The organism is Shewanella schlegeliana, assembly GCF_016765635.1.
In the GTDB taxonomy this organism is placed as follows: Bacteria; Pseudomonadota; Gammaproteobacteria; order Enterobacterales; family Shewanellaceae; genus Shewanella; species Shewanella schlegeliana.
In genome coordinates, this window is record NZ_JAESVD010000001.1 from 401045 (window position 1) to 423806 (window position 22762).

The 22762-nt window shown below is 43.7% G+C and carries 23 protein-coding genes; 17 read left to right on the forward strand and 6 right to left on the reverse strand.

The window, feature by feature from the left end; translation table 11 throughout:
* Positions 1-8 precede the first annotated feature (8 nt).
* From JMA39_RS01825 to JMA39_RS01860, 8 genes are all read left to right on the forward strand, one after another.
* The gene (locus JMA39_RS01825; RefSeq protein ID WP_202720129.1) at positions 9-968 is read left to right on the forward strand and encodes a beta-ketoacyl-ACP synthase III; all 960 of its coding nucleotides are present in this window, start codon (positions 9-11) and stop codon (positions 966-968) included.
* Positions 969-1046: 78 nt separating this feature from the next.
* Positions 1047-1973, forward strand: a complete 927-nt coding sequence (gene fabD / locus JMA39_RS01830) for an ACP S-malonyltransferase (protein WP_202720130.1) — start codon at positions 1047-1049, stop codon at positions 1971-1973.
* 9 nt (positions 1974-1982) lie between these two features.
* Complete coding sequence (fabG, locus tag JMA39_RS01835) at positions 1983-2729, forward strand: 3-oxoacyl-ACP reductase FabG (RefSeq protein ID WP_220741554.1); 747 nt, start codon at positions 1983-1985, stop codon at positions 2727-2729.
* Between the two features lie 156 nt (positions 2730-2885).
* Positions 2886-3119, forward strand: a complete 234-nt coding sequence (gene acpP, locus JMA39_RS01840; protein WP_011496723.1) for an acyl carrier protein — start codon at positions 2886-2888, stop codon at positions 3117-3119.
* Between the two features lie 242 nt (positions 3120-3361).
* Complete coding sequence (fabF, locus tag JMA39_RS01845; RefSeq protein WP_202720131.1) at positions 3362-4600, forward strand: beta-ketoacyl-ACP synthase II; 1239 nt, start codon at positions 3362-3364, stop codon at positions 4598-4600.
* A gap of 239 nt (positions 4601-4839) precedes the next feature.
* Entirely contained in the window at positions 4840-5208 is a 369-nt protein-coding gene (locus tag JMA39_RS01850) for a hypothetical protein (protein WP_202720132.1), read from the forward strand.
* Positions 5209-5273: 65 nt separating this feature from the next.
* Positions 5274-5765 carry an acyl-CoA thioesterase gene (locus JMA39_RS01855; RefSeq protein ID WP_202720133.1) on the forward strand — a complete coding sequence of 164 codons (492 nt, stop codon included), beginning with the start codon at positions 5274-5276 and terminating at the stop codon, positions 5763-5765.
* A gap of 137 nt (positions 5766-5902) precedes the next feature.
* Entirely contained in the window at positions 5903-6778 is an 876-nt protein-coding gene (locus JMA39_RS01860; RefSeq protein ID WP_202720134.1) for an NAD(P)-dependent oxidoreductase, read from the forward strand.
* Between the two features lie 83 nt (positions 6779-6861).
* Here the strand turns inward: JMA39_RS01860 and cdd are convergent, their stop codons facing one another.
* Together cdd and sbcB are read right to left on the reverse strand one after the other, a co-directional pair.
* A complete protein-coding gene (gene cdd, locus JMA39_RS01865; RefSeq protein ID WP_202720135.1) occupies positions 6862-7752 on the reverse strand; it encodes a cytidine deaminase in 891 nt (296 codons plus the stop codon).
* A gap of 96 nt (positions 7753-7848) precedes the next feature.
* Positions 7849-9261, reverse strand: coding sequence for an exodeoxyribonuclease I (sbcB, locus tag JMA39_RS01870; RefSeq protein ID WP_202720136.1), 1413 nt, complete (start codon positions 9259-9261; stop codon positions 7849-7851).
* A 552-nt stretch (positions 9262-9813) separates the two neighbouring features.
* On the opposite strand from sbcB, the gene rlmA reads away from it, so the two are divergent.
* Both rlmA and JMA39_RS01880 read left to right on the forward strand, forming a co-directional pair.
* The gene (rlmA, locus tag JMA39_RS01875; protein ID WP_202720137.1) at positions 9814-10620 is read left to right on the forward strand and encodes a 23S rRNA (guanine(745)-N(1))-methyltransferase; all 807 of its coding nucleotides are present in this window, start codon (positions 9814-9816) and stop codon (positions 10618-10620) included.
* Positions 10621-10924: 304 nt separating this feature from the next.
* Positions 10925-11131 carry a cold-shock protein gene (locus tag JMA39_RS01880; RefSeq protein ID WP_011865413.1) on the forward strand — a complete coding sequence of 69 codons (207 nt, stop codon included), beginning with the start codon at positions 10925-10927 and terminating at the stop codon, positions 11129-11131.
* A 771-nt stretch (positions 11132-11902) separates the two neighbouring features.
* Here JMA39_RS01880 and JMA39_RS01885 read toward each other — a convergent pair.
* The 4 genes from JMA39_RS01885 to JMA39_RS01900 form a co-directional block, all read right to left on the reverse strand.
* Positions 11903-12808, reverse strand: a complete 906-nt coding sequence (locus JMA39_RS01885) for an ABC transporter ATP-binding protein (RefSeq protein WP_202720138.1) — start codon at positions 12806-12808, stop codon at positions 11903-11905.
* Positions 12805-13614, reverse strand: coding sequence for an ABC transporter permease (locus JMA39_RS01890; protein ID WP_202720353.1), 810 nt, complete (start codon positions 13612-13614; stop codon positions 12805-12807). The genes JMA39_RS01885 and JMA39_RS01890 overlap by 4 nt, the downstream gene beginning before the upstream one ends.
* A gap of 124 nt (positions 13615-13738) precedes the next feature.
* Entirely contained in the window at positions 13739-14395 is a 657-nt protein-coding gene (locus tag JMA39_RS01895; RefSeq protein ID WP_202720139.1) for a YceH family protein, read from the reverse strand.
* A gap of 119 nt (positions 14396-14514) precedes the next feature.
* Positions 14515-15348 carry a CvfB family protein gene (locus JMA39_RS01900; RefSeq protein ID WP_202720140.1) on the reverse strand — a complete coding sequence of 278 codons (834 nt, stop codon included), beginning with the start codon at positions 15346-15348 and terminating at the stop codon, positions 14515-14517.
* 624 nt (positions 15349-15972) lie between these two features.
* Here JMA39_RS01900 and speA point away from each other — a divergent pair.
* From speA to JMA39_RS01935, 7 genes are all read left to right on the forward strand, one after another.
* Positions 15973-17886, forward strand: coding sequence for a biosynthetic arginine decarboxylase (gene speA / locus JMA39_RS01905; protein ID WP_202720141.1), 1914 nt, complete (start codon positions 15973-15975; stop codon positions 17884-17886).
* A 287-nt stretch (positions 17887-18173) separates the two neighbouring features.
* The gene (locus JMA39_RS01910; RefSeq protein ID WP_202720142.1) at positions 18174-19094 is read left to right on the forward strand and encodes an adenosylmethionine decarboxylase; all 921 of its coding nucleotides are present in this window, start codon (positions 18174-18176) and stop codon (positions 19092-19094) included.
* A 24-nt stretch (positions 19095-19118) separates the two neighbouring features.
* The gene (gene speB, locus JMA39_RS01915) at positions 19119-20048 is read left to right on the forward strand and encodes an agmatinase (RefSeq protein WP_202720143.1); all 930 of its coding nucleotides are present in this window, start codon (positions 19119-19121) and stop codon (positions 20046-20048) included.
* A 142-nt stretch (positions 20049-20190) separates the two neighbouring features.
* Positions 20191-20829 (forward strand): pyridoxamine 5'-phosphate oxidase, encoded by a 639-nt coding sequence (pdxH, locus tag JMA39_RS01920; protein ID WP_202720144.1) that lies wholly within the window; start codon positions 20191-20193, stop codon positions 20827-20829.
* Positions 20830-21026: 197 nt separating this feature from the next.
* Positions 21027-21611 carry a YceI family protein gene (locus tag JMA39_RS01925; protein ID WP_202720145.1) on the forward strand — a complete coding sequence of 195 codons (585 nt, stop codon included), beginning with the start codon at positions 21027-21029 and terminating at the stop codon, positions 21609-21611.
* A gap of 247 nt (positions 21612-21858) precedes the next feature.
* Positions 21859-22212 carry a DUF3802 family protein gene (locus tag JMA39_RS01930; protein ID WP_202720146.1) on the forward strand — a complete coding sequence of 118 codons (354 nt, stop codon included), beginning with the start codon at positions 21859-21861 and terminating at the stop codon, positions 22210-22212.
* A gap of 123 nt (positions 22213-22335) precedes the next feature.
* On the forward strand, positions 22336-22608 hold the full coding sequence (locus JMA39_RS01935; protein WP_237732531.1) for a hypothetical protein: 273 nt from the start codon (positions 22336-22338) through the stop codon (positions 22606-22608).
* The last annotated feature ends 154 nt before the right edge of the window (positions 22609-22762 follow it).

Consider the following 22762-nt stretch of genomic DNA (forward strand, 5'->3'; position numbering starts at 1 on the left):
AATTCCTTATGCATACAAAAATTCTTGGTACTGGTAGCTATCTACCGGTGCAGGTGCGTAGTAATCACGATCTTGAACAGATGGTCGAAACCACTGATCAATGGATTGTGGAGCGCACAGGTATTTCAGAACGTAGAATCGCAGCAGCGGACGAAACCGTTTCGACCATGGGATATCAAGCTGCGTTAAAAGCCATTGAGATGGCGGGTATCGAAGCAACTGAAATTGATATGATCATCTGCGGTACTACCAGTGCTAGTAACGCATTTCCTGCGGCAGCATGTGAAATACAGGCCATGTTAGGAGTTCATACTATTCCGGCCTTTGACATCGCTGCGGCTTGCTCAGGTTTTGTATATGCCTTATCTGTGGCGGATCAATTTGTAAAATCTGGTGCGGCTAAAAATGTGTTGGTGATCGGTGCCGATGTGCTTTCTCGTTTGTGTGAGCCAGAAGACCGCTCAACGATTATTCTATTTGGTGACGGAGCTGGCGCTGCGGTCATCGGTAGAGCTGACGAGCCAGGTATTATTTCGACGCATATCTTTGCCGATGGCCGTCAAGGCGACCTGCTAAAGTGTTCTATCCCGCCGCGTAAAGGAGAAACCTCTGAAGCCGTGGGTTATATGACAATGAAAGGCAACGATGTATTTAAGGTTGCGGTAACTCAGTTATCTCATGTCGTGACAGAAACTTTGCGCCATAATAACGTAGATAAGTCTGAGATTGATTGGCTTGTGCCACATCAGGCTAACTTTAGAATTATTAAAGCTACGGCTAAGAAACTCGATATGAGTTTAGATAAAGTCGTGCTAACGCTGGCTAAGCACGGTAATACCTCTGCGGCTTCAGTGCCAATTGCACTCGATGAAGCGGTAAGAGATGGTCGTATTCAGCGTGGTCAGCTATTGCTACTTGAAGCCTTCGGTGCAGGGTTTGCCTGGGGAAGTGCTTTAGTTCGTTTTTAATTATCGTCTTAGATAATATCTTAAGATAACGGTTGGTTGATAACCGTCAATAGGCGTCGATTTAGAAGGTAGATTAATATGGAAAATACAGCTTTTGTATTCCCAGGACAAGGTTCTCAAGCATTAGGAATGTTAGCTGAGCTAGCCGAAACCCATCCGGTAGTTGGTGAGACTTTCGCTCAGGCAAGCTCAGTTCTTGGATACGATTTATGGGAACTGGTTCAGCAAGGACCTGTTGAAACCCTAAATGAAACCGATAAGACTCAGCCTGCATTGTTAGCTGCAAGCGTAGCAATCTACCGTGCATATTTAGCATCGGGTAAAGGCTTACCAAGTGTTATGGCTGGCCATAGTTTGGGTGAGTACTCTGCACTTGTGTGTGCCGGCGTGATTGATTTTGAGGCAGCGATTAAATTAGTTGAGCTCCGTGGGCAACTGATGCAACAAGCGGTTCCTGCTGGTACTGGCGCTATGTTTGCCATTATTGGATTAGCAGACGACGCTATTGCCAAAGCGTGCGAAGAGGCGTCAGAAGGCGCAGTGGTTAGCCCTGTTAACTACAACAGCCCAGGCCAAGTGGTTATCGCTGGTGAAAAGGCTGCTGTTGAGCGCGCTGCGGCATTATGTAAAGCCAACGGTGCTAAGATGGCGGTTGCGCTACCAGTTAGCGTGCCATCTCACTGCCAACTAATGAAGCCTGCTGCAGATAAACTTGCAGTGGCACTAGAGTCAATTGAGTTCAGTGCACCTTCAGTTAACGTGATCAACAATGTTGATGTTGCTAGACCTCAGTCTGCTGCAGATATTAAAGATGCACTCGTGCGTCAATTATATTGTCCTGTACGTTGGTCTGAAACTGTCGAGTTAATGGCTCAAGAGGGGATCACTAATCTGTTTGAAATGGGACCTGGTAAAGTATTAACAGGTCTAACAAAACGTATTAATCGCTCGCTTTCAGCGCAAGCTGTAAACGATGTGGCATCATTAACGGCGTTGACCGAATAAGGAAATCTGATGAGTATAAGTTTTGATTTGACTGGTAAAGTTGCCTTAGTAACAGGTGCCAGCCGTGGTATTGGACGTGCAGTTGCAGAAACATTAGTTTCAGCTGGTGCAGTCGTTATCGGTACTGCAACCAGTGAACGTGGCGCTGAAGCGATACAAGCCTATTTAGGCGATAAGGGCTACGGTCTTGTTTTAAACGTGACTGATGCTGACTCTGTTAAAGCTTTGTTTGAAACAATAAAAGAAAAAGCTGGCGATGTAGACATTTTAGTCAACAACGCAGGTATTACTCGTGACAATTTGTTAATGCGCATGAAAGATGATGAATGGAATGATATCCTAGATACTAACCTTACATCTATCTTCCGTACCTCGAAAGCGGTGATGAGACCTATGATGAAGAAACGTCATGGGCGTATTATTAACATTGGCTCAGTTGTAGGCACCATGGGTAATGCAGGGCAGACTAACTACTCTGCAGCTAAAGCTGGCCTGATTGGATTTACAAAATCTCTTGCAAGAGAGGTTGCATCTCGTCAGATTACAGTTAATGCTATTGCCCCTGGATTTATCCAGACAGATATGACGGATGAGCTGACGGAAGAGCAGCAACAAGCTATTATGTCTCAGGTACCAATGGAAAGACTTGGTCAGGCGCAGGAAATTGCTCACGCAGTCCTCTTTTTAGCGTCAGACTCTGCTGCTTATATTACTGGGGAAACTCTCCATGTGAATGGTGGCATGTACATGGTTTAAAGGGAGCGGCAGGCTGTGATCACTCTAGGGTGATCTGCATCAACTGTAGGCTCGATTGTGGTTAGACCACGAAAGTTAAGCTTGCAATGTCTGCCAAATTCAATAAACTACTCGCAATCTTGCGCAAGTGCGTAATTTGAATAGGAAAGAAAACTAATGAGCAACATCGAAGAACGTGTAAAGAAAATCATCATCGAGCAACTAGGTGTTAAAGAAGAAGACGTTAAATCAGCAGCATCTTTCGTTGACGATTTGGGTGCAGATTCTCTAGACACTGTTGAGTTGGTTATGGCTCTAGAAGAAGAGTTTGACACCGAGATCCCTGATGAAGAAGCTGAAAAGATCACTACTGTTCAAGCAGCGATCGATTACGTTTCTAAGAATCAGTAATCTAGAATTCTTGAAAACAGGCGGCATTTTTGCCGCCTGTTTTTGTTTGTAAAAGCCACTGGTTGAGTAAACTTTTTTATCTTCGCATTATCAATACTTATTAACCTAGGTAAGTATTATTCCAACCAGAACTGGCACATACCCTTTGAAACCGTGTTTTCAAGTACAGGGTGTAGGTATTGGTAGTTCAATCTCTTTGCAGCTATCATCATTATTCATTTTTAAAGTAAAAAGGTGACCGCGTGTCTAAACGTCGAGTAGTCGTAACGGGCTTAGGCTTAGTTAGCCCAGTGGGAAATACAGTGGACTCTTCTTGGAAAGCCCTGGTTTCTGGTAAGAGTGGTATCGCGCCGATAACTAAATTTGATGCTAGTGAGTTTTCGACTCGCATTAGCGGTTCTGTTAAAGACTTCGATGTCGAGCAGTACATGCCTCGCAAAGACGCACGTAAGATGGACTTGTTTATTCAATACGGTATGGCTGCAGGCATTCAAGCCGTTGAAGACTCAGGTCTTGAGATGGATAAGTTAGACCCTGCTCGTGTCGGTACCGCTATTGGTGCTGGTATGGGTGGTATGCCACTAATTGAACAAAACCATGCAGCACTATTAAAGGGCGGTCCACGTAAAGTATCGCCTTTCTTCGTTCCAAGCACGATCATCAACATGATTGCTGGACACCTTTCGATTAAATACGGCATGACAGGCCCGAACTTTGCTGTGACTACTGCTTGTACAACAGGCGTGCATAATATTGGCTTTGCTGCGCGTACGATTGCTTATGGCGATGCTGATGTGATGGTTGCTGGCGGCGCTGAAGATGTGACGTGTCCATTAGCTGTGGCAGGATTTGGCTCAGCTAAAGCATTGTCTACCCGTAATGACGATCCTGAGGCGGCAAGTCGTCCTTGGGATAAAGATCGTGATGGTTTCGTTATCGGTGACGGCGCAGGTGTGATGGTGATGGAAGAGTACGAGCATGCAAAAGCGCGCGGTGCGACGATTTATGCTGAATTAGTGGGTTTTGGTATGAGCGGTGATGCGTTCCACATGACATCACCACCAAGTGATGGTGCTGGCGCTGCTGCGGCAATGGTTAATGCAATTAACGACGCCAAAGTTGCCCGTGAAGAGATCGGTTACATCAACGCTCATGGCACCTCAACACCCGCGGGTGATAAGGCTGAAGCCGCCGCGGTTAAGTCTGTATTTAGCGACCATGCCTACGACTTGTTAGTGAGTTCAACAAAATCTATGACAGGTCATCTGTTAGGCGCTGCAGGTTCAGTTGAAGCGATTGTGACGATTCTTGCTCTTAAAGATCAAGTCGTACCGCCAACACTGAACTTAGATAACCCTGATGAAGGCTGTGACCTTGACTTTGTAGCTCACACTGCTCGTGATTATAAGTTTGATTACGGATTGTGTAACTCATTCGGTTTTGGTGGCACTAACGGCTCACTACTGTTTAAAAAAGTGTAGTCAGCTAGATTGACCGAACATTTAAAAGCGCCCAAGGGCGCTTTTTTGTGTTTGGAGCAGCTTGAAATTTGAAGTGATTCACACAATTTCAGCCAAATATTAAATCAATATATCGGCCAGATTAACCTTGTTTAATGTGGTGATAAGTCTCTAGAATTCGGATCTCAATAGGCAGATACTGCAGCTCTCAGCTCACGCAAGATGGGCTCAATGTAGGTCATACCTAAGGGACACGAAAAGTGCTTAATCCAATTGTTATTCCTATCATGCCAATTCTAGGCATTATCACTGCCAATATTAATGAGCTTATTCGAGGTGAGTCATTAGTACGCTTTCCCAAGTTGCAATTGGGAGTTAAAACCTTCAACTTAGCTGTCGCTGCATTTACTGTGGTTTGGTTTGCGCTACTGATTGCCGCGATCGATGTGAGTAACGCCAACAGCGTCCTTGCAGGCATTGAAGTGATGGCATTGTTTCTTGCAGGTATTGGAGCCTACACTTTATTTAATGGTGGTAGATTGCTAGGTGAGAAATCACAGCTTTGGCTTTATCGTTTAGCATTACCGACCGTGTTAGCTGGTAGCTTTTTCGTCAGTCAGTTTGGTTAAAGCGTGCCGCAAGGCCGAATTTGACGTAAAATACTCAATAGATGGCAAAATTATTGAGACCAGATATGGCAGGCACAGAAAGACAATTAACACTGAGGTTCTTAGCAGAACCGGCAGATGTGAACTTTGGCGGTAAAGTACACGGCGGCGCCGTAATGAAGTGGATTGACCTCGCTGGTTATGGCTGCGCTGCGGGCTGGAGTGGTAAGTATTGTATTACTGCTTATGCTGGCGGTATTCGATTTGTTAAGCCTATTCATGTGGGCAATATCGTCGAAGTCAGCGCGAAGATCATCTATACGGGTAGAACTTCTATGCACCTTGCCATTGATGTAAGAGCTGGCGATCCTAAGGTAACTGAAAGAGCCCTAACAACGCACTGTGTCCTAGTCATGGTTGCGGTTGATGATGAAGGCCAACCGACAGAAGTGCCTGACTGGAAGCCTACGTCAGCTGCAGATATCGAATTACGAGAGTCTGCCATTAGATTGATGGAGATGCGTAAGAAGATTGGTGCAGAGATGCAGGCCCATCTGGATCTGCAGCCGCAGGTTTAGTGATTTAGCTCTGTTAAAGTTTATGTTCATTAAAGCTAGCCATCGGGCTAGCTTTTTTATTGCCTCAATAAAGTTGTTTTCTATCACTTCTAGCCTTTAGAATGGGGCAAAAAATACTCCCTACAATAGGAAATATAATGGCTAAGGTTGCGTTCATAGGTTTAGGTGTGATGGGTTATCCCATGGCTGGTCACTTAGTTAAGCATGGTCATCAGGTTACGGTTTATAACCGTACTGAAGCAAAAGCTAAGGCTTGGACGGAAGAGTTCAGCGGTGAGTATCAGCTTACCCCTAGAGAGGCCGCAATCGGCCAAGATATGGTGTTTGTATGTGTCGGCAACGATGACGACTTGCGTCAAGTGACGTTGGGCGATAACGGTGTATTGGCGGGAATGAGTGCAGGGACTATTTTGGTTGATCATACCACCGCATCCGCCGATGTGGCTCGAGAGATCGCAGATATTGCTAAGCCATTGGATATTGGCTTTATCGATGCACCGGTATCGGGCGGACAGGCGGGCGCCGAAAACGGCGTACTAACAGTGATGGCCGGCGGCGAACAAGCAACGTTTGAGCGCGCTAAGCCTGTAATTGACTCTTATGCACGCTGCGCTGAGTTATTAGGCGAGGTTGGTGCGGGGCAGCTCACTAAGATGGTCAACCAAATTTGTATTGCTGGTGTGGTTCAGGGACTCGCTGAAGGACTGCATTTTGCGCGAAGCGCGGGTTTAGACGGTGAAAAAGTCGTTGAAGTGATCAGTAAGGGCGCGGCGCAATCATGGCAGATGGAAAATCGTTATCAAACCATGTGGAAAGGCGAATATGATTTTGGCTTTGCCGTCGATTGGATGCGTAAAGACTTAGGTATTGCGCTAGATGAGGCACGTCGCAATGGCTCGCACTTACCGCTAACGGCTTTAGTCGATCAGTTTTACTCAGAAGTACAGTCCATCGGTGGTAAGCGCTGGGATACATCGAGTTTATTCGCAAAGCTTGAGAAGAATCGCAGTTAACCGACCTTAGCTTTAGCCGATAAACAGCCAGAATAAAAAAGGACCACAAATGTGGTCCTTTTCTTCGTTGAACAGATTGGAGACTATTCTGGCTCAACCACAATATGTTCAAGCTCGACTGCCGCAACACTGTGTAGAGCGTCCATAGCGGCACCAACGAGTGAGATCACCCCTTTAGAAGACTCTATCAATACGGCGCGGTTAATCTCGCTGAAATCGCGGTTATGACGCGCCATGGTAGACAGTGCCATCTGCATTGGCTGCATCGATGGATTAAATGCTGCGTTTTCAGCATAACGACCACAATAGGTCGCACCATCTTTTGTTTCTAACACGACAGCAGCGTAGGTCTTGGTGTACGGCGCATAACTTAGCCCCGCATGATCGAGTCCTTCAATGATCATCGGGTCGTTAGAATCTAATGTCAGCGTATGCTGCTGCTTAGTGAGCAAAGGCTCTGTGATATTGAGATCGCTTGGACCAAATGCATAAGGTAGGTAATGAGATAGTGGCTCAACTTTCTGCAGTGGTAGGTGGATGTTAACTTTAGCACCTTCAACGAGCTCATTGATAAATTGACGGCAATGTCCGCAAGGAGACGCATTGACAATGATGTCTTCAATAATGCTTTCACCGCTTAGCCATGCGTGGCTAATGGCGCTCTGTTCGGCGTGAACAGAATGAAATAGTGCTTCACCTGGAAGTTCAATATTCGCGCCCATGTAGATATCGCCGCTCTTACCCTTAGCGATGGCACCCACATGAAAATCACTGATAGGCGGTCTAGCTAAAGCTGCAGCAATGGGAAGTAGGGCTAAAAGTAGTTCGTTTAGCTCCATCTTGCTTGCCGTTTGAAGCTGTTCTAGTTGCTGAGCATCAATATGGCCGGCAAAATCTTTATTCAGTATTGGTACGATAGCGGTTGCTAGTGGCTCCGGTAACTTGGCTACGCTTTTTAAGAACCTGTCCTGCATATGCTATTTCCTTTTTATTAACACTAAAGAAGTATCATTCTAGTAATCTTGTTACAACTAGAATGAGACGAAGATCTCAGTTGTCGCCGATAAAGCTTATAGGCTTCTAAGATAATGACATAAAGCCTGTAATAATTTTTGCTTAGATTCATCTTGCTCGGTCTCTTCAAGCAAGTTTTCCAAACGAATAATATAGTCAGGATCGTTGAGTCTAGACTGACAGAATTCGCGCCAGCGGTATTGCTCACTATCATCGAGGGTTTCTGGATAGTTACGTGCACGGTACCTAAACAGCATCTCTGCCAGTCTTGAGTCATCGAAGTCCAGTTCAAGTGCTGCCAAGTTGCTTGGCTTAGTGTTGCGGATGATCTCGATTTTAGCTTTATCCGCCGAACTGAAGAAACCGCCGCTGTATAATGCCTGATCAGGGTCGATAGCTTTCTCTTCATGTTCTACATCAAACACTGCAACCAGTTTTTCGCGCAGTTCTGGATGTTGTTTAAGCCTTCGGTATTGCTCTCTGGCAAACGCCTTGTCAATGTCGAGTCTGGCAGCATTCTCATCAGTTAACGTATTAGCAGCTGCAATAAACGGACTCTTGTTGATATGGATCTGCTTAATACCGATAGGCAACTCATCGGGTGCTAAATCGCTGCGGCGGGTATACATGCGCTCACGGATCTCTTCAACGCTAAGTTCAATAAGCGGAGAGAGGTTCATAGCAAGGTTAACGCAAATAACCGCGTTCTTATTCGTAGAGTGATAGGCGACCGGTGCGATAATTGTGGTGCAGCCATTAAGTGCACTGATTTTCGAGCTAACATGCACAAGTGGCTTCATATCAAGCACATCGATGAACTTGGATACTTGCTGCTTCTGTCTCAGGCTAAAGTAATAATCAAACAGCTTAGGTTGCACTGTTTTTATCAGCTTTGCCATGTCGATGGTGGCATACACATCAGACATCGCATCATGAGCCTTTTCATGGCTTAAGCCATTGGCTACAGTCAGTTGCTCAAGCTTAAAGCTAGGAGAGCCATCTTCTTTTTCAGGCCAGTTAATGCCCTCGGGTCTAAAAGCATAGCAAGCACGAACGAGATCGATAATATCCCAGCGGGTGTTACCGTTTTGCCACTCACGGGCATAAGGGTCGATAAAGTTACGGTAAAAGCCGTAGCGCGACACTTCATCATCAAAGCGCAATGAGTTATAACCCACAACACAGGTCTTAGGTTGACTAAACAGACTATTAATCTTGTCCATAAACTCAGCTTCTGGCATACCCTTTAGGTTAGCGAGTTGCGGAGTAATACCCGTGATAAGAATAGCCTCTGGTGACGGTAAATAATCATTAGCGACCTTACAGTAAAAGGTTTCTGGCTCACCAATGATATTAAGGTCCATATCCGTGCGCACGCCAGCAAACTGAGAAGGCCGGTCTTTTGCTGGGTTAGCACCAAAAGTCTCGTAATCGTGCCAAAAGAGGGTGGGTTGGTTATTGGTAGACATATATTGATTGGCTATCACAAATAATAATTGTGCTTATCATAGCACTTGAGTGATTTGAATGTCTTAGTTTACTTAAGCGCAATAGCCCTATTTACTTGAGTTAGTGCTGTTTACTGACTGGATCGAAAAAGCTAAGCAAAGTAGAATAGCCGCCCCTTTTAGGGCGAAGGGGGCGTTTGAAGCGCTTTATACTCGTTGCGGTTTATTGAGTCATGCTGCAAGGGGCTGGTAAGCATTTGTCTAGCAAAATTTTATCAAACAATCTGTACCCAACAGAACCAGACAATCTGATGGTGATGGTTGTAATTGGTTATCTAGGTTACCTTGCTTTTCAGGCATACTCGCAAGTCCTATATCCTATATAATGAGTTCGGTTCTTCTGAAGCGCTCTCTATTAAATGTTCATGAGTCATCAGCCCCCACTCTTGGATAGTCGGGTACGATGTTGATAGCCCAATAAAATAGCACTGCTCTTATCGGATTTGGATGCTAATTAAAAGTGTAAGCCTGAGCTTGTCATTTCAAAGCAGGGCATTTTTTGGAGATTGAAAAATGATTTACCGCTGCCCATTATGTGAACAGGTTTTAACAAAGCAAGATAAGACTTGGTGTTGCCCGTCAAATCATCGATTCGATTGTGCCAAAGAAGGGTATGTGAACTTACTGCCTGTACAAAAGAAGAAGTCGAACGATCCTGGTGACAATAAAGAGATGATGTTCGCTAGGCGTGAGTTCCTCAATAAGGGGTATTACCAAGTACTTAGTGATAAGGTCAACCTGCTAGCCAATGAGTATCTGAATGATGCACGCTTTGGATTGGATATAGGTTGTGGGGAAGGGTACTACTCTAACCGTTTGGTTGAGAGTTTACCTGAAGCGTTTTCGCTTTATGGTGTCGATATCAGTAAGTCCGCGCTTAAGTATGCAGCGAAACGTTACCCTAAGATTGCCTTTAGTGTCGCCAGTGCGTTCGATATGCCTTTCCCTGATGATAGTTTCGACTTTATGTTGCGGATCTATGCGCCGTCATTAGATGTAGAACTTAAGCGAGTGATTAAGTCTGGTGGGATCTTGATAACCGTATGTGCAGGACCGAGACACCATTTCGCCCTAAAAGAGCTTATTTATGATAACCCGAAAGAGCACACTCAAGAGGCATCTCGAATCGAGGGCTTTGAGTTGATCCATCAGGAGCGGATTGAACAAGTGTTAACACTCAGTGATTCTGATGACATCGGGCACTTCCTAAAAATGACACCCTATAACTGGAAATTAACAGAAGAACAAAAATTAGCATTGGCTAATTCAGGTTTGAGCTGTGAGCTAGATTTTAAAGTAGAAGTCTTCCGCGCCTTATAAATCAAAGGTTGCAGCTTGGCGGTTGTTTTTTAAGCAGTTGTTGTGGCTTAAGTTTGAACGGATAGAGTTTAATTTTTTGATCTATTTAGCAAGCTGCAGAAATATAAGTAAAAAGACTCAAAATATCGATGCTAATGTGTGTTGACTTATGGTGAGAATGGTTTATAGTGTTTGCAGCTTGAAGGTTAGGCTTATTTTTATGTGTTCAATACGACAACGTTCGTCCTGTTAACATTAAGTAAACCGGCATTTTCCAGCTCTACTGCCGTTAAGGCTTTAATTTATATTTACAGGATTCAATATTATGTCTCAAGTTACTGGCGTTGTTAAGTGGTTCAACTCTGATAAAGGTTTCGGATTTATCGAGCAAGAGTCTGGTCCAGACGTATTCGTACACTTCCGCGCTATCAACTCTGACGGTTTCAAAACTCTTGACGAAGGTCAAAAAGTTCAGTTTACTGTTACTCAAGGTCAAAAAGGCCCACAAGCTGAGAACGTAACTGTTATCTAAGTTACCAGCTTGATTAGCACTAGCTAATCACACAGAATTTTGAAGAGCCGTGGTTTTTACCACGGCTCTTTTTTCGTTTAAAGCTTAGGGTGTTAGCTTTAGACATCAGCTTATTAATATTAGCTCAGCTCAAAACTCACTTGCAGAACTAAAGCTCAAAACCCATCTAAACAGCCCTGCCATAAGTTAAAGTTGCAGCACTAGCTAAACATGCTTCACTTACTCTTAAATCCACCTCAAGTATTGTTAGTCATTACCTCTCTAAAATTGTGCTCAGTCGTTTGCCGAACGAGTGAATAGGGCTATCAGTAAGCACTGAATTATACCAATCAGTATAAAGATTAGGTCGCCATTCTGGAGCGTTTTTGGCTGCCTACTTCTGCGTTGAACAACTTCACAAGGGAGCACCATTCTTTCAGTTATTCGCCTTGAATTAGTTTGCCAAAAAACGTTCTGAGTAGATCAACTGCTTATACTGATTGGTATTACAGTCAAGGCAGCAAAGCTCAGTATGCTACGCCGGGAACGATTGATATAAAATTAAATGGGTTTAGCTGGTAAGGGGGAAGCTGAGGCTAAGATCCGGAAATCGCGATGAGCTTCAAGTTTATAATTTGCCGTCAGTGCTTTGAATTCTCACCCAGTGAACTGATGCTTAATGCAATTGGTATCAATGCGAGGGGCTCAATAAAAATGGCGCCTATAGGCGCCATTTATGTCTTGGTCTCAAGGTAAAGAGGATACCTTAAGATAAATACCAAAAAGCAGGGGTTAAGGTTTTGAGAATAGTTTCTCTTCTAATGTTCTTCCCTTTAAGACCGCCTTATACTGCCAGTTGTGCTGCTTAAATAAGCTCAGTAGAGCAATCTCAATGGCATAGTTCTCTCCGCTATTGTGCTTAATTAAGAACTCATTGGGCTGACGCTCCTCAATAGAACTAATATCGCCAAGCTGCATCACTTCAGAGACTAGTTCACCTGCATCACATTGTTGCATGGTCAGTGTCAGGTAATCTTCATGCTGCGATTCCTTCACCGATACTGATTGACTTAACTGCCCCTGCTCAAGGTAGAGCACTTGATCACACAGTTTTTCCAGTTCATCTAAATTATGTGAGCTGATAATAAAGGTTGTTTTGCCTGAAAGGGTCTTTACTAGCTCTCTAATTTTTTTTGCATTGGCTGGATCTAGGCCTGCCGTTGGTTCATCGAGTAACACCAGCTCAGGTGAACCAATAAGCGCCTGCGCGATAGAGACACGTTTAGACATACCGTGGCTCAACGATTTTGGCTTTTGTTGGGCGCTATCGGCCAAATCGACCAGACCTAAGACTCGTATCCCCTCGGCTTTTGCCGCTTTCGTCGAAAACCCTTGCAGGGTGGCAAACAGGGTTAACTGAGTGATGATATCAAGGTTTGGATCTAGCGCTGCATCTTGTGGCAGAGATGAGACTCTTCCCAATAGTTCTGCGCTACCAGGTTTTGCTCCCAATAAAGATACTTCACCAGCTGATGGCTTAATGTAGCCACACAAGAGACTAAATAGCGTGGTTTTACCTGCGCCATTCGGGCCAACTAGTGCAATAGGGCTGCCGGCTTCAAGGGTTATAGTGACCTGTTTTAATGCCTGCTTACTGCCATAGCTCTTAGATAAGCCCTTGCAACTAACTAAACTCATAGTGCGCTCCTATTGATATACATTCTGCCGAGTACCAGCAACAAAATGGCTTGGAATAAAGGCACTGGGGCATAGACAAAGCTGCCTAACCCTTGGGTATTTATCATTAAGGAGATCTGGGAGCCAGGAAGGATCCACTTCAGTTCGCTAATAATAGGTAAATAGTTGTTGATAATCGCGATGCTCACTGACATCAAAGCCCAAACTAAGATGGCATAGATAGTCGCTTGACGGGCCGAAGTAGCATAAAGCGATAACAGCGCCATCAACGCGGTATAGGGCAGTAACACTATGATGAGATTAAGGGTGACAATCAATCCTGAAAACAGGGCTGGAATTAACAGAGTTGCATCTCGGCTTACTGCAAGCACTACAGTTGCAATAACCGTCAGCACGAGTAGCAGGCTCTGTAGTGCCATATGACCAAGGTAGCGACCAAAAAATAGGCTGTCTCGACTGACCCTAAGGGTCAAGAATCGAAAAGTTCCCCGTGACTTATCGGTAGCAAACTGATCGGCAGATACAAAGATACTAAATAGCGGGAAGATATAGAGCGCTGCTATCCAGTAAACAGCCATTTCGGCTACAGGCCATTTAAACAGTTCACTTACGGCCTGCTGGCCAAAGATCCCTTCGATAAGCCCTCTAAAGTCAGGATTAAGCAAGAAGCTTGATGCACCACTAATGGGATAGAGCAAAATAAGTAGCCAAACGAGTGAAAAAGCGATGAGTGCGATTAATCCTCTTGGATTAAATAGCATTTTTTTTAACTCAAACTGAGCGAGTAATAGCGTATTTTTAAGCATGCTATTTTTTGGGGAGCTGTTTTGCAAACTAATCCCTTAATCGTTAGATATTGTGTAGAAGCCAGATTAACACCTATTGTTGCTAGGCGTTAATCTTAACCTTGTAAAAGGATGTTATTGGGGCTTAATTATTAAGTAAGCTTTGCAGTTGCGCCTTTAGCTCTGCCACTTCTTGCTCAAGGCTGCTGACTCTTGCTTCCAGCTCGCTGTTTTGTTGTTGGCTAGACGTTTCAGCTTCTTGGCTTGACTGAGTCGACATAGCTTGCATTAAGTTGGCATCGACTTCGCTAAGAAGTTGACGATAGCGAGCCTCACGCTTGCCAGGCTCTTTTGCCAATTGCATAACAAGCGGTGACTCTCGTCTGTGTAGATCGTTTAATGTGGCCTCGACTTCACTAACATCGTGAAACTCATGTAGTCGATTACTGCGAGTTCTTAGTTCACCGGGAGTTTGAGGGCCTCTTAACAGTAAAAGGCAGATAACGGCTAGCTCTGAAGATTTAAGCTGTAGATCGCTAAACTCAGTATTACAGAAACGGTGTTTGTATTTAACCACTCGGCTACCAAAACCTGATTGCTCTGAGACCAGTCGTTTTTTTGTCAATGTATCTAAGGTATTTTGTACCTCTGACTCACTCAGATTGAGGACGGGTTCTCTACTGGTTTTTTGATTGCAGCCAGAGGTTAAACTGTTGAGGGATAGGGGGTATTGCTCAGGGGTGGTGATCTCTTTTTCGAGTAGAACCCCGATAACGCGCGCTTCATGTGGAGTCAGTTCCATATTAACCTCTTAATAAAAAAGCATGGCTTTGTTATAACAGAGCCATGCTTTAATGCAAAGGTGGTTTAGAAGCCTTCTTTATGCAGTTGCTGGGTTTATAAGCAATATCTGCATTTAGTTTAGTCTGCTAGACGGATTCCATCTGGAGATATGGTGATCTGCTTGCTTTTATAAAGGCCGCCGATACTCTTTTTGAAGGCTTTTTTGCTCATAGATAATTGAGAGTAGATTACCTCTGCATCGGTCTTATCATTGAGTGGCAGGAAACCGCCAGCTTGCTTAAGCTTGATCATAATCGTCACTGAATGCTTATCCAGCTCCTCTTTGGCGCCTTTTTGTAAAATCAGGTCGATTTTACCGTCGCTTCTCATGCGCTTGATAAAGCCTTTGAGCTTTTGACCGAAGCTTAAACGAGTGTAAACCTCGTTCTTGTACAGAACACCCCAATGGGTGTTATTGATAATTGCTTTATAGCCCAGATCCGTGCTGCCACCGATGATAAGGTTAACTTCCTCACCCTCTCTGAACTTTGGCTCAGTCAGATCGAGGAACTTCTCAACTTTAGATGAAGCAACAATGCGGTCATCGACATGGCTGGTGTAGATATAAACGAGGTATGACTTACCCACTTCAATCTCGCGGTGCTGCTCACCGAACGGTAACAGTAGATCTTTGTCTAATCCCCAGTCTAGGAAGGCACCGTATGGACCATTGGCCGTCGCTTCAAGATAAGCAAATTGTCCGACCTGTGCATAGGGGCGACGAGTCGTGGCAATGATCATATCCTCTGAGTCTAAATAGAGAAACACATTGACCATATCTCCAACCTGGCAATCCTTTGGGACGGCTTTGCGAGGAAGAAGTACCTGGCCCATCTCTTTAGCGTCTAAATAGACACCAAAATCAACTTGTTTGACGACTTCTAGCTTACAGGTTTTGCCTATCTGGATCATGATGTTCTCTACTTTAAAAACAGTAACGATTAAATTCAGCTGCGATTATAGTGGAAAACGTTTCAATATGCTTTAGCCCGTTGAAACTAATGGCTCAAAGTGACCGAGTCACTGTAATTAAAATGGGGGATTTATCACGATTAGGGCCATAAATGGTACGTTATGTTACCACCCTATTATAAGGTGATAATAAATTAGCACTAAATGCGCATCTGAGTCTTGCATTCTCAACAGTCTCAAGGTTTAATTGCGCCGCAAAAATTCAGTGAGAAAAGTGCGTCGTTCGTGCTCTCATCTTTTGAATAAAAAATACCGAACTGCGGTTAGGTAATATTTAAAGTCACAAATAGTTTTTTATGGATTAGGTTTTACATGTTAGCTTTAACAGCATACATTCATTAGTAACCATAAAAGAAGTGAGTCGCTTCAATTTTAGTAGGCGATTTTACTGGGTATAGTTAATACTTATTGAGGGTAGCGCTTGCGATGTTACCGAGTGTTGATCCAGACAATTTGTACTTTGTAGATGAATCGGGATGTTACTGATTTAAATAATCGCAAGTTGATTGAAATGATAAAGATTCGATCAGCTTATTTGAGTTAAATAGACAGGTTAGGACAAATATGAGCAATTGGTCTATTGATGATGCACGCGCAAGTTATAACGTAAATCACTGGAGCCAAGGACTATACGGCATTAGCGATGAAGGTGAGGTGACAGTGTCACCGGATCCAAGCCGCCCAGATTGTAAAATTGGTTTGAATGAAATGGCGAAAGATATGGTTAAGTCAGGTGTGGCTTTACCCGTTTTGGTGCGTTTCCCACAAATTTTACATCATAGAGTAAATAGTGTTTGTCAGGCATTTAATCAGGCAATTCAAAAGTATCAATATGAAAATGATTACTTACTGGTATACCCGATTAAAGTAAACCAACAGCAAACGGTTGTTGAAGAGATCCTAGCCAGTCAGGTGGCAAAAGAAGTGCCGCAGTTAGGTCTAGAGGCGGGCAGTAAGCCTGAGCTGATGGCAGTGTTAGCGATGGCACAAAAAGCCAGCTCGGTTATTATCTGTAACGGCTACAAAGATAAAGAATATATCCGACTTGCCCTAATCGGCGAGAAGCTTGGTCACAAGGTGTATATCGTCCTTGAGAAGATGTCTGAGCTTAAAGTTGTGCTTGAGCAAGCTAAAGAGCTAGGCGTGACACCACGTCTTGGTCTACGAGTTCGTTTGGCGTTCCAAGGTAAAGGTAAGTGGCAAGCAAGCGGTGGCGAAAAGTCTAAGTTCGGCTTAAGTGCTGCACAGGTGTTACAGGTAATTAACTCGCTCAAGCAAGAAGATATGCTTGATTCATTAGAGTTGCTGCACTTCCACCTAGGCTCGCAAATCGCCAACATTCGTGACATTCGACAAGGTGTTAGCGAAGCTGGTCGTTTCTATTGTGAATTGATGAAGCTTGGCGCTAACGTTAAATGTTTCGACGTTGGTGGTGGCTTAGCGGTCGATTACGATGGTACTCGTAGTCAAAGCAGCCACTCAATGAACTACGGTTTAACTGAGTATGCTAACAATATCGTCAGTGTATTGACCGATATGTGTAAAGAGTACGAGCAACCGATGCCGAGAATTATCTCAGAATCTGGCCGTTACTTGACTGCACATCATGCTGTACTGCTTACAGACGTGATTGGTACTGAAGCCTACAAACCAGAAGATATTCAGCCGCCTGCGGATGATGCGCCTCAGCTACTGCACAACATGTGGCAGTCATGGGTTGAAGTAAGCGGTAAAGCCGATCAGCGCGCCTTGATTGAGATCTTCCACGATTGTCAAAGCGATCTAACAGAAGTGCATTCTTTGTTTGCGGTAGGTCAGTTAGGTTTGGCAGAACGTGCGTGGGCTGAGCAGGTAAACTTGCGTGTTTGCTACGAACTTCAAGGCAGCATGAGTTCAAAGTATCGTTTCCATAGACCGATTATCGATGAGCTAAATGAAAAGTTAGCGGACAAGTTCTTTGTTAACTTCTCACTGTTCCAGTCACTACCAGATGCATGGGGTATCGATCAGGTGTTCCCTGTGATGCCATTATCGGGTCTTGATAAGGCGCCAGAAAGCCGAGCAGTAATGCTAGACATTACTTGTGACTCTGACGGTACTGTCGATCAGTACGTAGAAGGTCAAGGTATTGAAACAACGTTACCAGTTCCAGCTTGGACACAAGAGAGCCCATATTTAATCGGATTCTTCTTAGTGGGTGCATATCAAGAGATTTTGGGTGATATGCATAACCTGTTTGGCGATACTAACTCTGCGGTCGTTCGTTTGGACGAAGATGCGCGCACTAATGTTGAGTCAGTCTTAGCCGGTGATACGGTTGCTGACGTACTGAGATATGTGAACTTGGACGCGGTTTCATTTATGAGAACCTATGAAGAGTTAGTAAATAAGCATATTGCAGAAGATGAGCGTGCTAACATTCTTGAAGAGCTACAGTTAGGTCTAAAAGGTTACACTTATCTAGAAGACTTCTCATAAGCAGATTGTTAGCTGGGGAGTTAGCCTGATGTTTGTTGAAGCCTAAGTGTTTTAACTAAGGCTAACCGCCGAGCTTGATATGTATAACCAGCTTTAAGTTCGCTTGAAGCTGGTTTTGTTTTTCAGCCATTAAAAGTCAGCCCGAGTTATTAAGTACTACTTGCTAGATTTCGGTTTAGTAAGAAGCTAGGAACTTAATTGCAGGCTTGCAGCTCAAACAAGTTATGTTCATCTTTATAAGTTAGTAGCTTGTATTACTTAGCTGGTATTGAAGGAATCGCGATAAGATGTTTTTTGAAGGGTCGGAGAAGAAAATAGAGCTACAGGTTAATTGTAGTGCTGTTTCATTGCGATCTTTGCCACTGAATTTTTGGCAACAAACACTATCGTTAGCCGGAGCTGAGATCTTATCACAGCTTTCTAACCAAGCTTGTGATGCTTATGTGCTGAGCGAGTCGAGCCTGTTGGTTTGGGAGCGTAAGCTTTTATTAATCACCTGTGGTAACACTCGTCTAATCGATGCGGTTAACCATGTGATCGAGCAGATCGGTACCGAAGTCATATCAAGCTTAAGTTATCAGCGTAAGAGTGAGTTTCTATCTCATTTGCAAGCAAGTCGTTTTGAAGATGATGTTGCAAGGTTAAGGGCTCAACTTCCGGGTACCGCCTATCGAGTCGGCCATTTAGATAATCATCATCACTACCTTTTTTGTAGTGAGCAATTCGTACAGAGCGATGCGAGTACCTGCTTGTTGATGTATCACATAAAAGGTGAGCTAGCTGAGTATTTACGCTGTAACAATCAATCGAGTGATGAGATCCGCAAACGATTGCAACTAGAGCGATTATTGCCTGAGTTTGACTTCGATGATTACCTATTTGAGCCCTGTGGTTATTCGGTTAATGGCATATTTGAAGATAAGTTTCTGACCATACATATCACTCCTCAAGAGCACAGCTCTTATGTGAGTATTGAAACAAACTTGAATTTTTTACAGTATTCGTTCAATATTTTTGCCGAGTTGTTGAAAATATTGAACCCCAGCAGTTGGGACATCATTGGGATGAATATGCAGGTTAACAATAATGACTTTCCTTGCCATCGAAGGATTGCCAATTGTGATCTACAGTTAAATCCGCTCAATGAATTTAATTACAATCACTATACTCAAGCCGACAGTGAAACCCTGTTCGCCGAAGTTTTGTGACTCTAGACACTTTATGGAGTATTTATGACCACTATTGCAGATAAGCCTGATTATTCGCTTTATTCAAATGCATTTGGTTACTTAAGACAGCCGCTGGATTTTAAACCATTAGAAGGTGATGCGGACGTTGTTGTATTAGGCTTACCTTTCGATATGGCAACTACGGGCCGTTCAGGCGGACGCATGGGCCCTGGCGCTATCCGTAACGCTTCAGTGAACCTAGCTTGGGAAGAGACTCGCTGGCCTTATCAGTTCAAATTGAGCGAGCATGTAAAAATCGTCGATGCGGGTGACTTAGTTTATAACTGTGGTGACTCTGCAGACTTTACTCAACGTGTTGAAGACTTCGCCACTAAGATCTTAGAAGCGGACAAGGCGATGCTAAGTTTTGGTGGTGATCACTTCGTGACACTACCTCTGCTACGTGCCCACTATAAGAAGCACGGTAAGATGGCATTATTGCACTTTGATGCGCATACCGACACATATAGTCAAGGTAGCAAGTATGATCATGGCACCATGTTCTACCATGCTCCAATTGAAGGTCTTATTGCGGCTGAGAATTCAATCCAAGTGGGTATTCGTACTGAGTTCGATACAGCTAATCACCTATTTAAAGTGATCGATGCGGCTACCGCAAATGATTTGACTGCTGATGAGATTGTTGCGCAAATTCGTGAGCGTGTTGGTGATATGCCACTATACGTGACTTTCGATATCGACTGTTTAGATCCCGCTTTCGCACCAGGTACAGGTACACCTGTATGTGGTGGTTTAACAAGCGATAAGGCGATGAAGATTATTCGCGGTCTAAAAGGCATGAAGATTGTAGGTATGGATGTGGTTGAAGTCGCACCAGCTTACGATAGCGCTGAGATCACGGCTTTAGCAGGGGCAACCCTAGGCCTAGAGATGCTGCACGTTTGGGCTGAATCAAACGGCAAAATCAAATAGGTCATCTGAGCTTACATGCTAGATGAGAATATCTAGTCGAGGAAGTCGATTAAAAGGCTCCCGTCTAACGGCTAAGATTGTTATGATTAAAGAAGCACTCAGTGAGTGCTTCTTTTTTTATGCGCAATAAAAGGATGAATAGATGTCGGAGCTTAGTGATATTAGACGTGAGTACACATTAGGTGAATTGCATAGTGAAGAGGTGCCGAGTGATCCTATGGAGTTATTTACCGCGTGGCTCGAAGTCGTTCGAGATTCTAACATCAAAGATCCTACTGCCATGTCGGTGGCTACGGTTGATGAAAATGGTCAACCTTTTCAACGAATAGTACTGTTGAAACGCTTTGACAATGATGGCTTTGTATTTTTCACAAACCTTGAAAGCCGTAAGGCTCAGCATATTGCCAATAATGCACAGGTCAGCATTCTATTTCCCTGGCACAGTTTAGATAAACAGGTTGCAGTGACAGGTGTAGCCGAGCCTTTATCAAAGACCGAGGTACTTAAATATTTCGTTAGCCGTCCTAAAGAGAGCCAAATTGCAGCCTGGGTCTCTAAGCAATCGAGTCCTATTAGTGCAAGAAAAGCACTAGAGAGTAAGTTTGCTGAGATGAAAGCCAAGTTTTCCAAAGGGGATGTACCGCTGCCTAAGTTTTGGGGCGGTTATCTTGTTAGGCCAAAGAGTATTGAGTTTTGGCAGGGAGGCGAACACCGTCTGCATGACCGATTTATCTATACCAAGGTCGCAGATAGCTGGCAACACAGCCGTTTAGCTCCCTAATTATCTCTATGATAAAAGCCGCATTGTTTGCGGCTTTTGTGTTTTTGGCGATCCGTCCTAATATAAAGAATGAATATAGGTATAAAGAATCAATATAGGGCTTAAGTATAAAATTTGCCGTCTGTGGATAGCAGACTCTTGAATTAGGTTAAGCTTAACTATTAAGATGAAAAACTAGATCACGAGAGGGAATGGAGATGAAAAGTTTAATTATCGGCATATTATTGCTACCTCTGTCGCTGATGGCGTCGGCTGGCACTTGGACTGTTGAAAGTGACAGTTCTGAAGTTAACTTTATATCCATTAAGAAGGGGGATATTGCTGAGGTTCATCATTTTAACTCCATCGCCGGAACCTTGACTGATAAGGGACAATTTAATTTCTCAATCGCCTTGGCAAGTGTGGCAACAAACATCGATATTCGTGATGAGCGCATGGAATCTTTACTATTCGAAGTCGATAAGTATCCGAAATTGATATTAAAAGCATACGTTGATCCTAAGATGCTTAATAGCATTGCTGTCGGCTCGGTGAAGGTTGCAACGGTTGATGCCGAAGTCAGCTTACATGGCAAGAAGCAGAAGATGGCGTTTATTGTGAGTATCGCAAAGCTATCAGAGTCTCACATCCTTGTTGCGAGTGTTGCGCCTATCATCGTCATGGCTGACAGTTTTGGCCTGTCTGCAGGAGTAGATAAATTACGTGAAATTGCAGGCTTATCGGCAATTAGTAAAGCGGTGCCTGTTTCATTTATGCTTAATCTTAAACAGCAGCCTAAATGATAACCTAAAGGGGATAACGTTAATTCCAAATGGCTTTAAACGTTTGAGCGGGAGAGGTGCGCTTAAGTTATTTTGTAAAGTGTGGCGTGTGTTGCGGGAAATGCCGTGTCGGTTAAATTGGAACGATTTCAATTAGAAACAAACTCAGATACTATCCTTGCAACAAGATAAATAATAAATTGACTACGCACCTTGTGCTGACGGTATTAATTGCTGTGCGTATAGGTTTGCGTATTTTAGGTTGACTATGGTTACCGATAAAGACGGATATATACACCTGATCCAGTACTTAACTGAGCATTTAGGAATATTTGAAAACTCACAGCAACATAGCGCCAGTGAAGAGACGGTTATGGAGCTATTTGAAGAGCAACTAGCTGCACAAATTATCATGGTTTGTGGCCAAAATCCTTCACTGACATTTACCCAAAGAAACTTGGTGATCCGCGAAGTCGACGCTATTGTTTACGATCTTGAGGAGATCTTAGCTCGAGTGGCCGATCATAAGGCTACCGTTGAGCAAACTCGGTTTATTACTGAGTTCTCGGGTTTAATTAAGAATCTGTTCGATCAAGAAGTCGCTCGATTAACCGCTGCATAATGTCGGTTGCTTTATATTTGGTTACATTTCTCTCTTGCTATCAACTTGTTAGCTGTGGCTTAAAGGCCTAATGTTGCATTATTGAAATGAGGGATTGTAATGCTAAATGAGCTAGGAAAACCTATGGATAGACAGCATATGTTTGTATATGCCTGTCTACTGCTGTTTTGGTTTTTTATTAGGCTTTTTAGTGAGAACGCTTTCGATTTTGGCTGGGGTTTTTTTCCGTTAGTGGTGTCCTTGCCATTCGTGCCCTTTATTTTAGTCTGGTTAGCGGTGCAGTTTTATCGACACTTAAGACTATTTAATACCCACTTTAATCGAAAGTGGCATGCATGCCATTGCACCTGTACTTCAGTTCTGTTTAGCCTGTTTGTTTTGCAGTTTATTTACTAAATGCAGTGAGTTAGAATTCGTCATTATATTGATCGGTAGTAATGAATATTTGTGATGATTTTTTCTTTTACACCAGTATTCGTACAGCTATCTTATGTCATAGTACCTCAGTCTTTATTCACCTCTAATTCTTGCTATCATAAACCTAAACTAG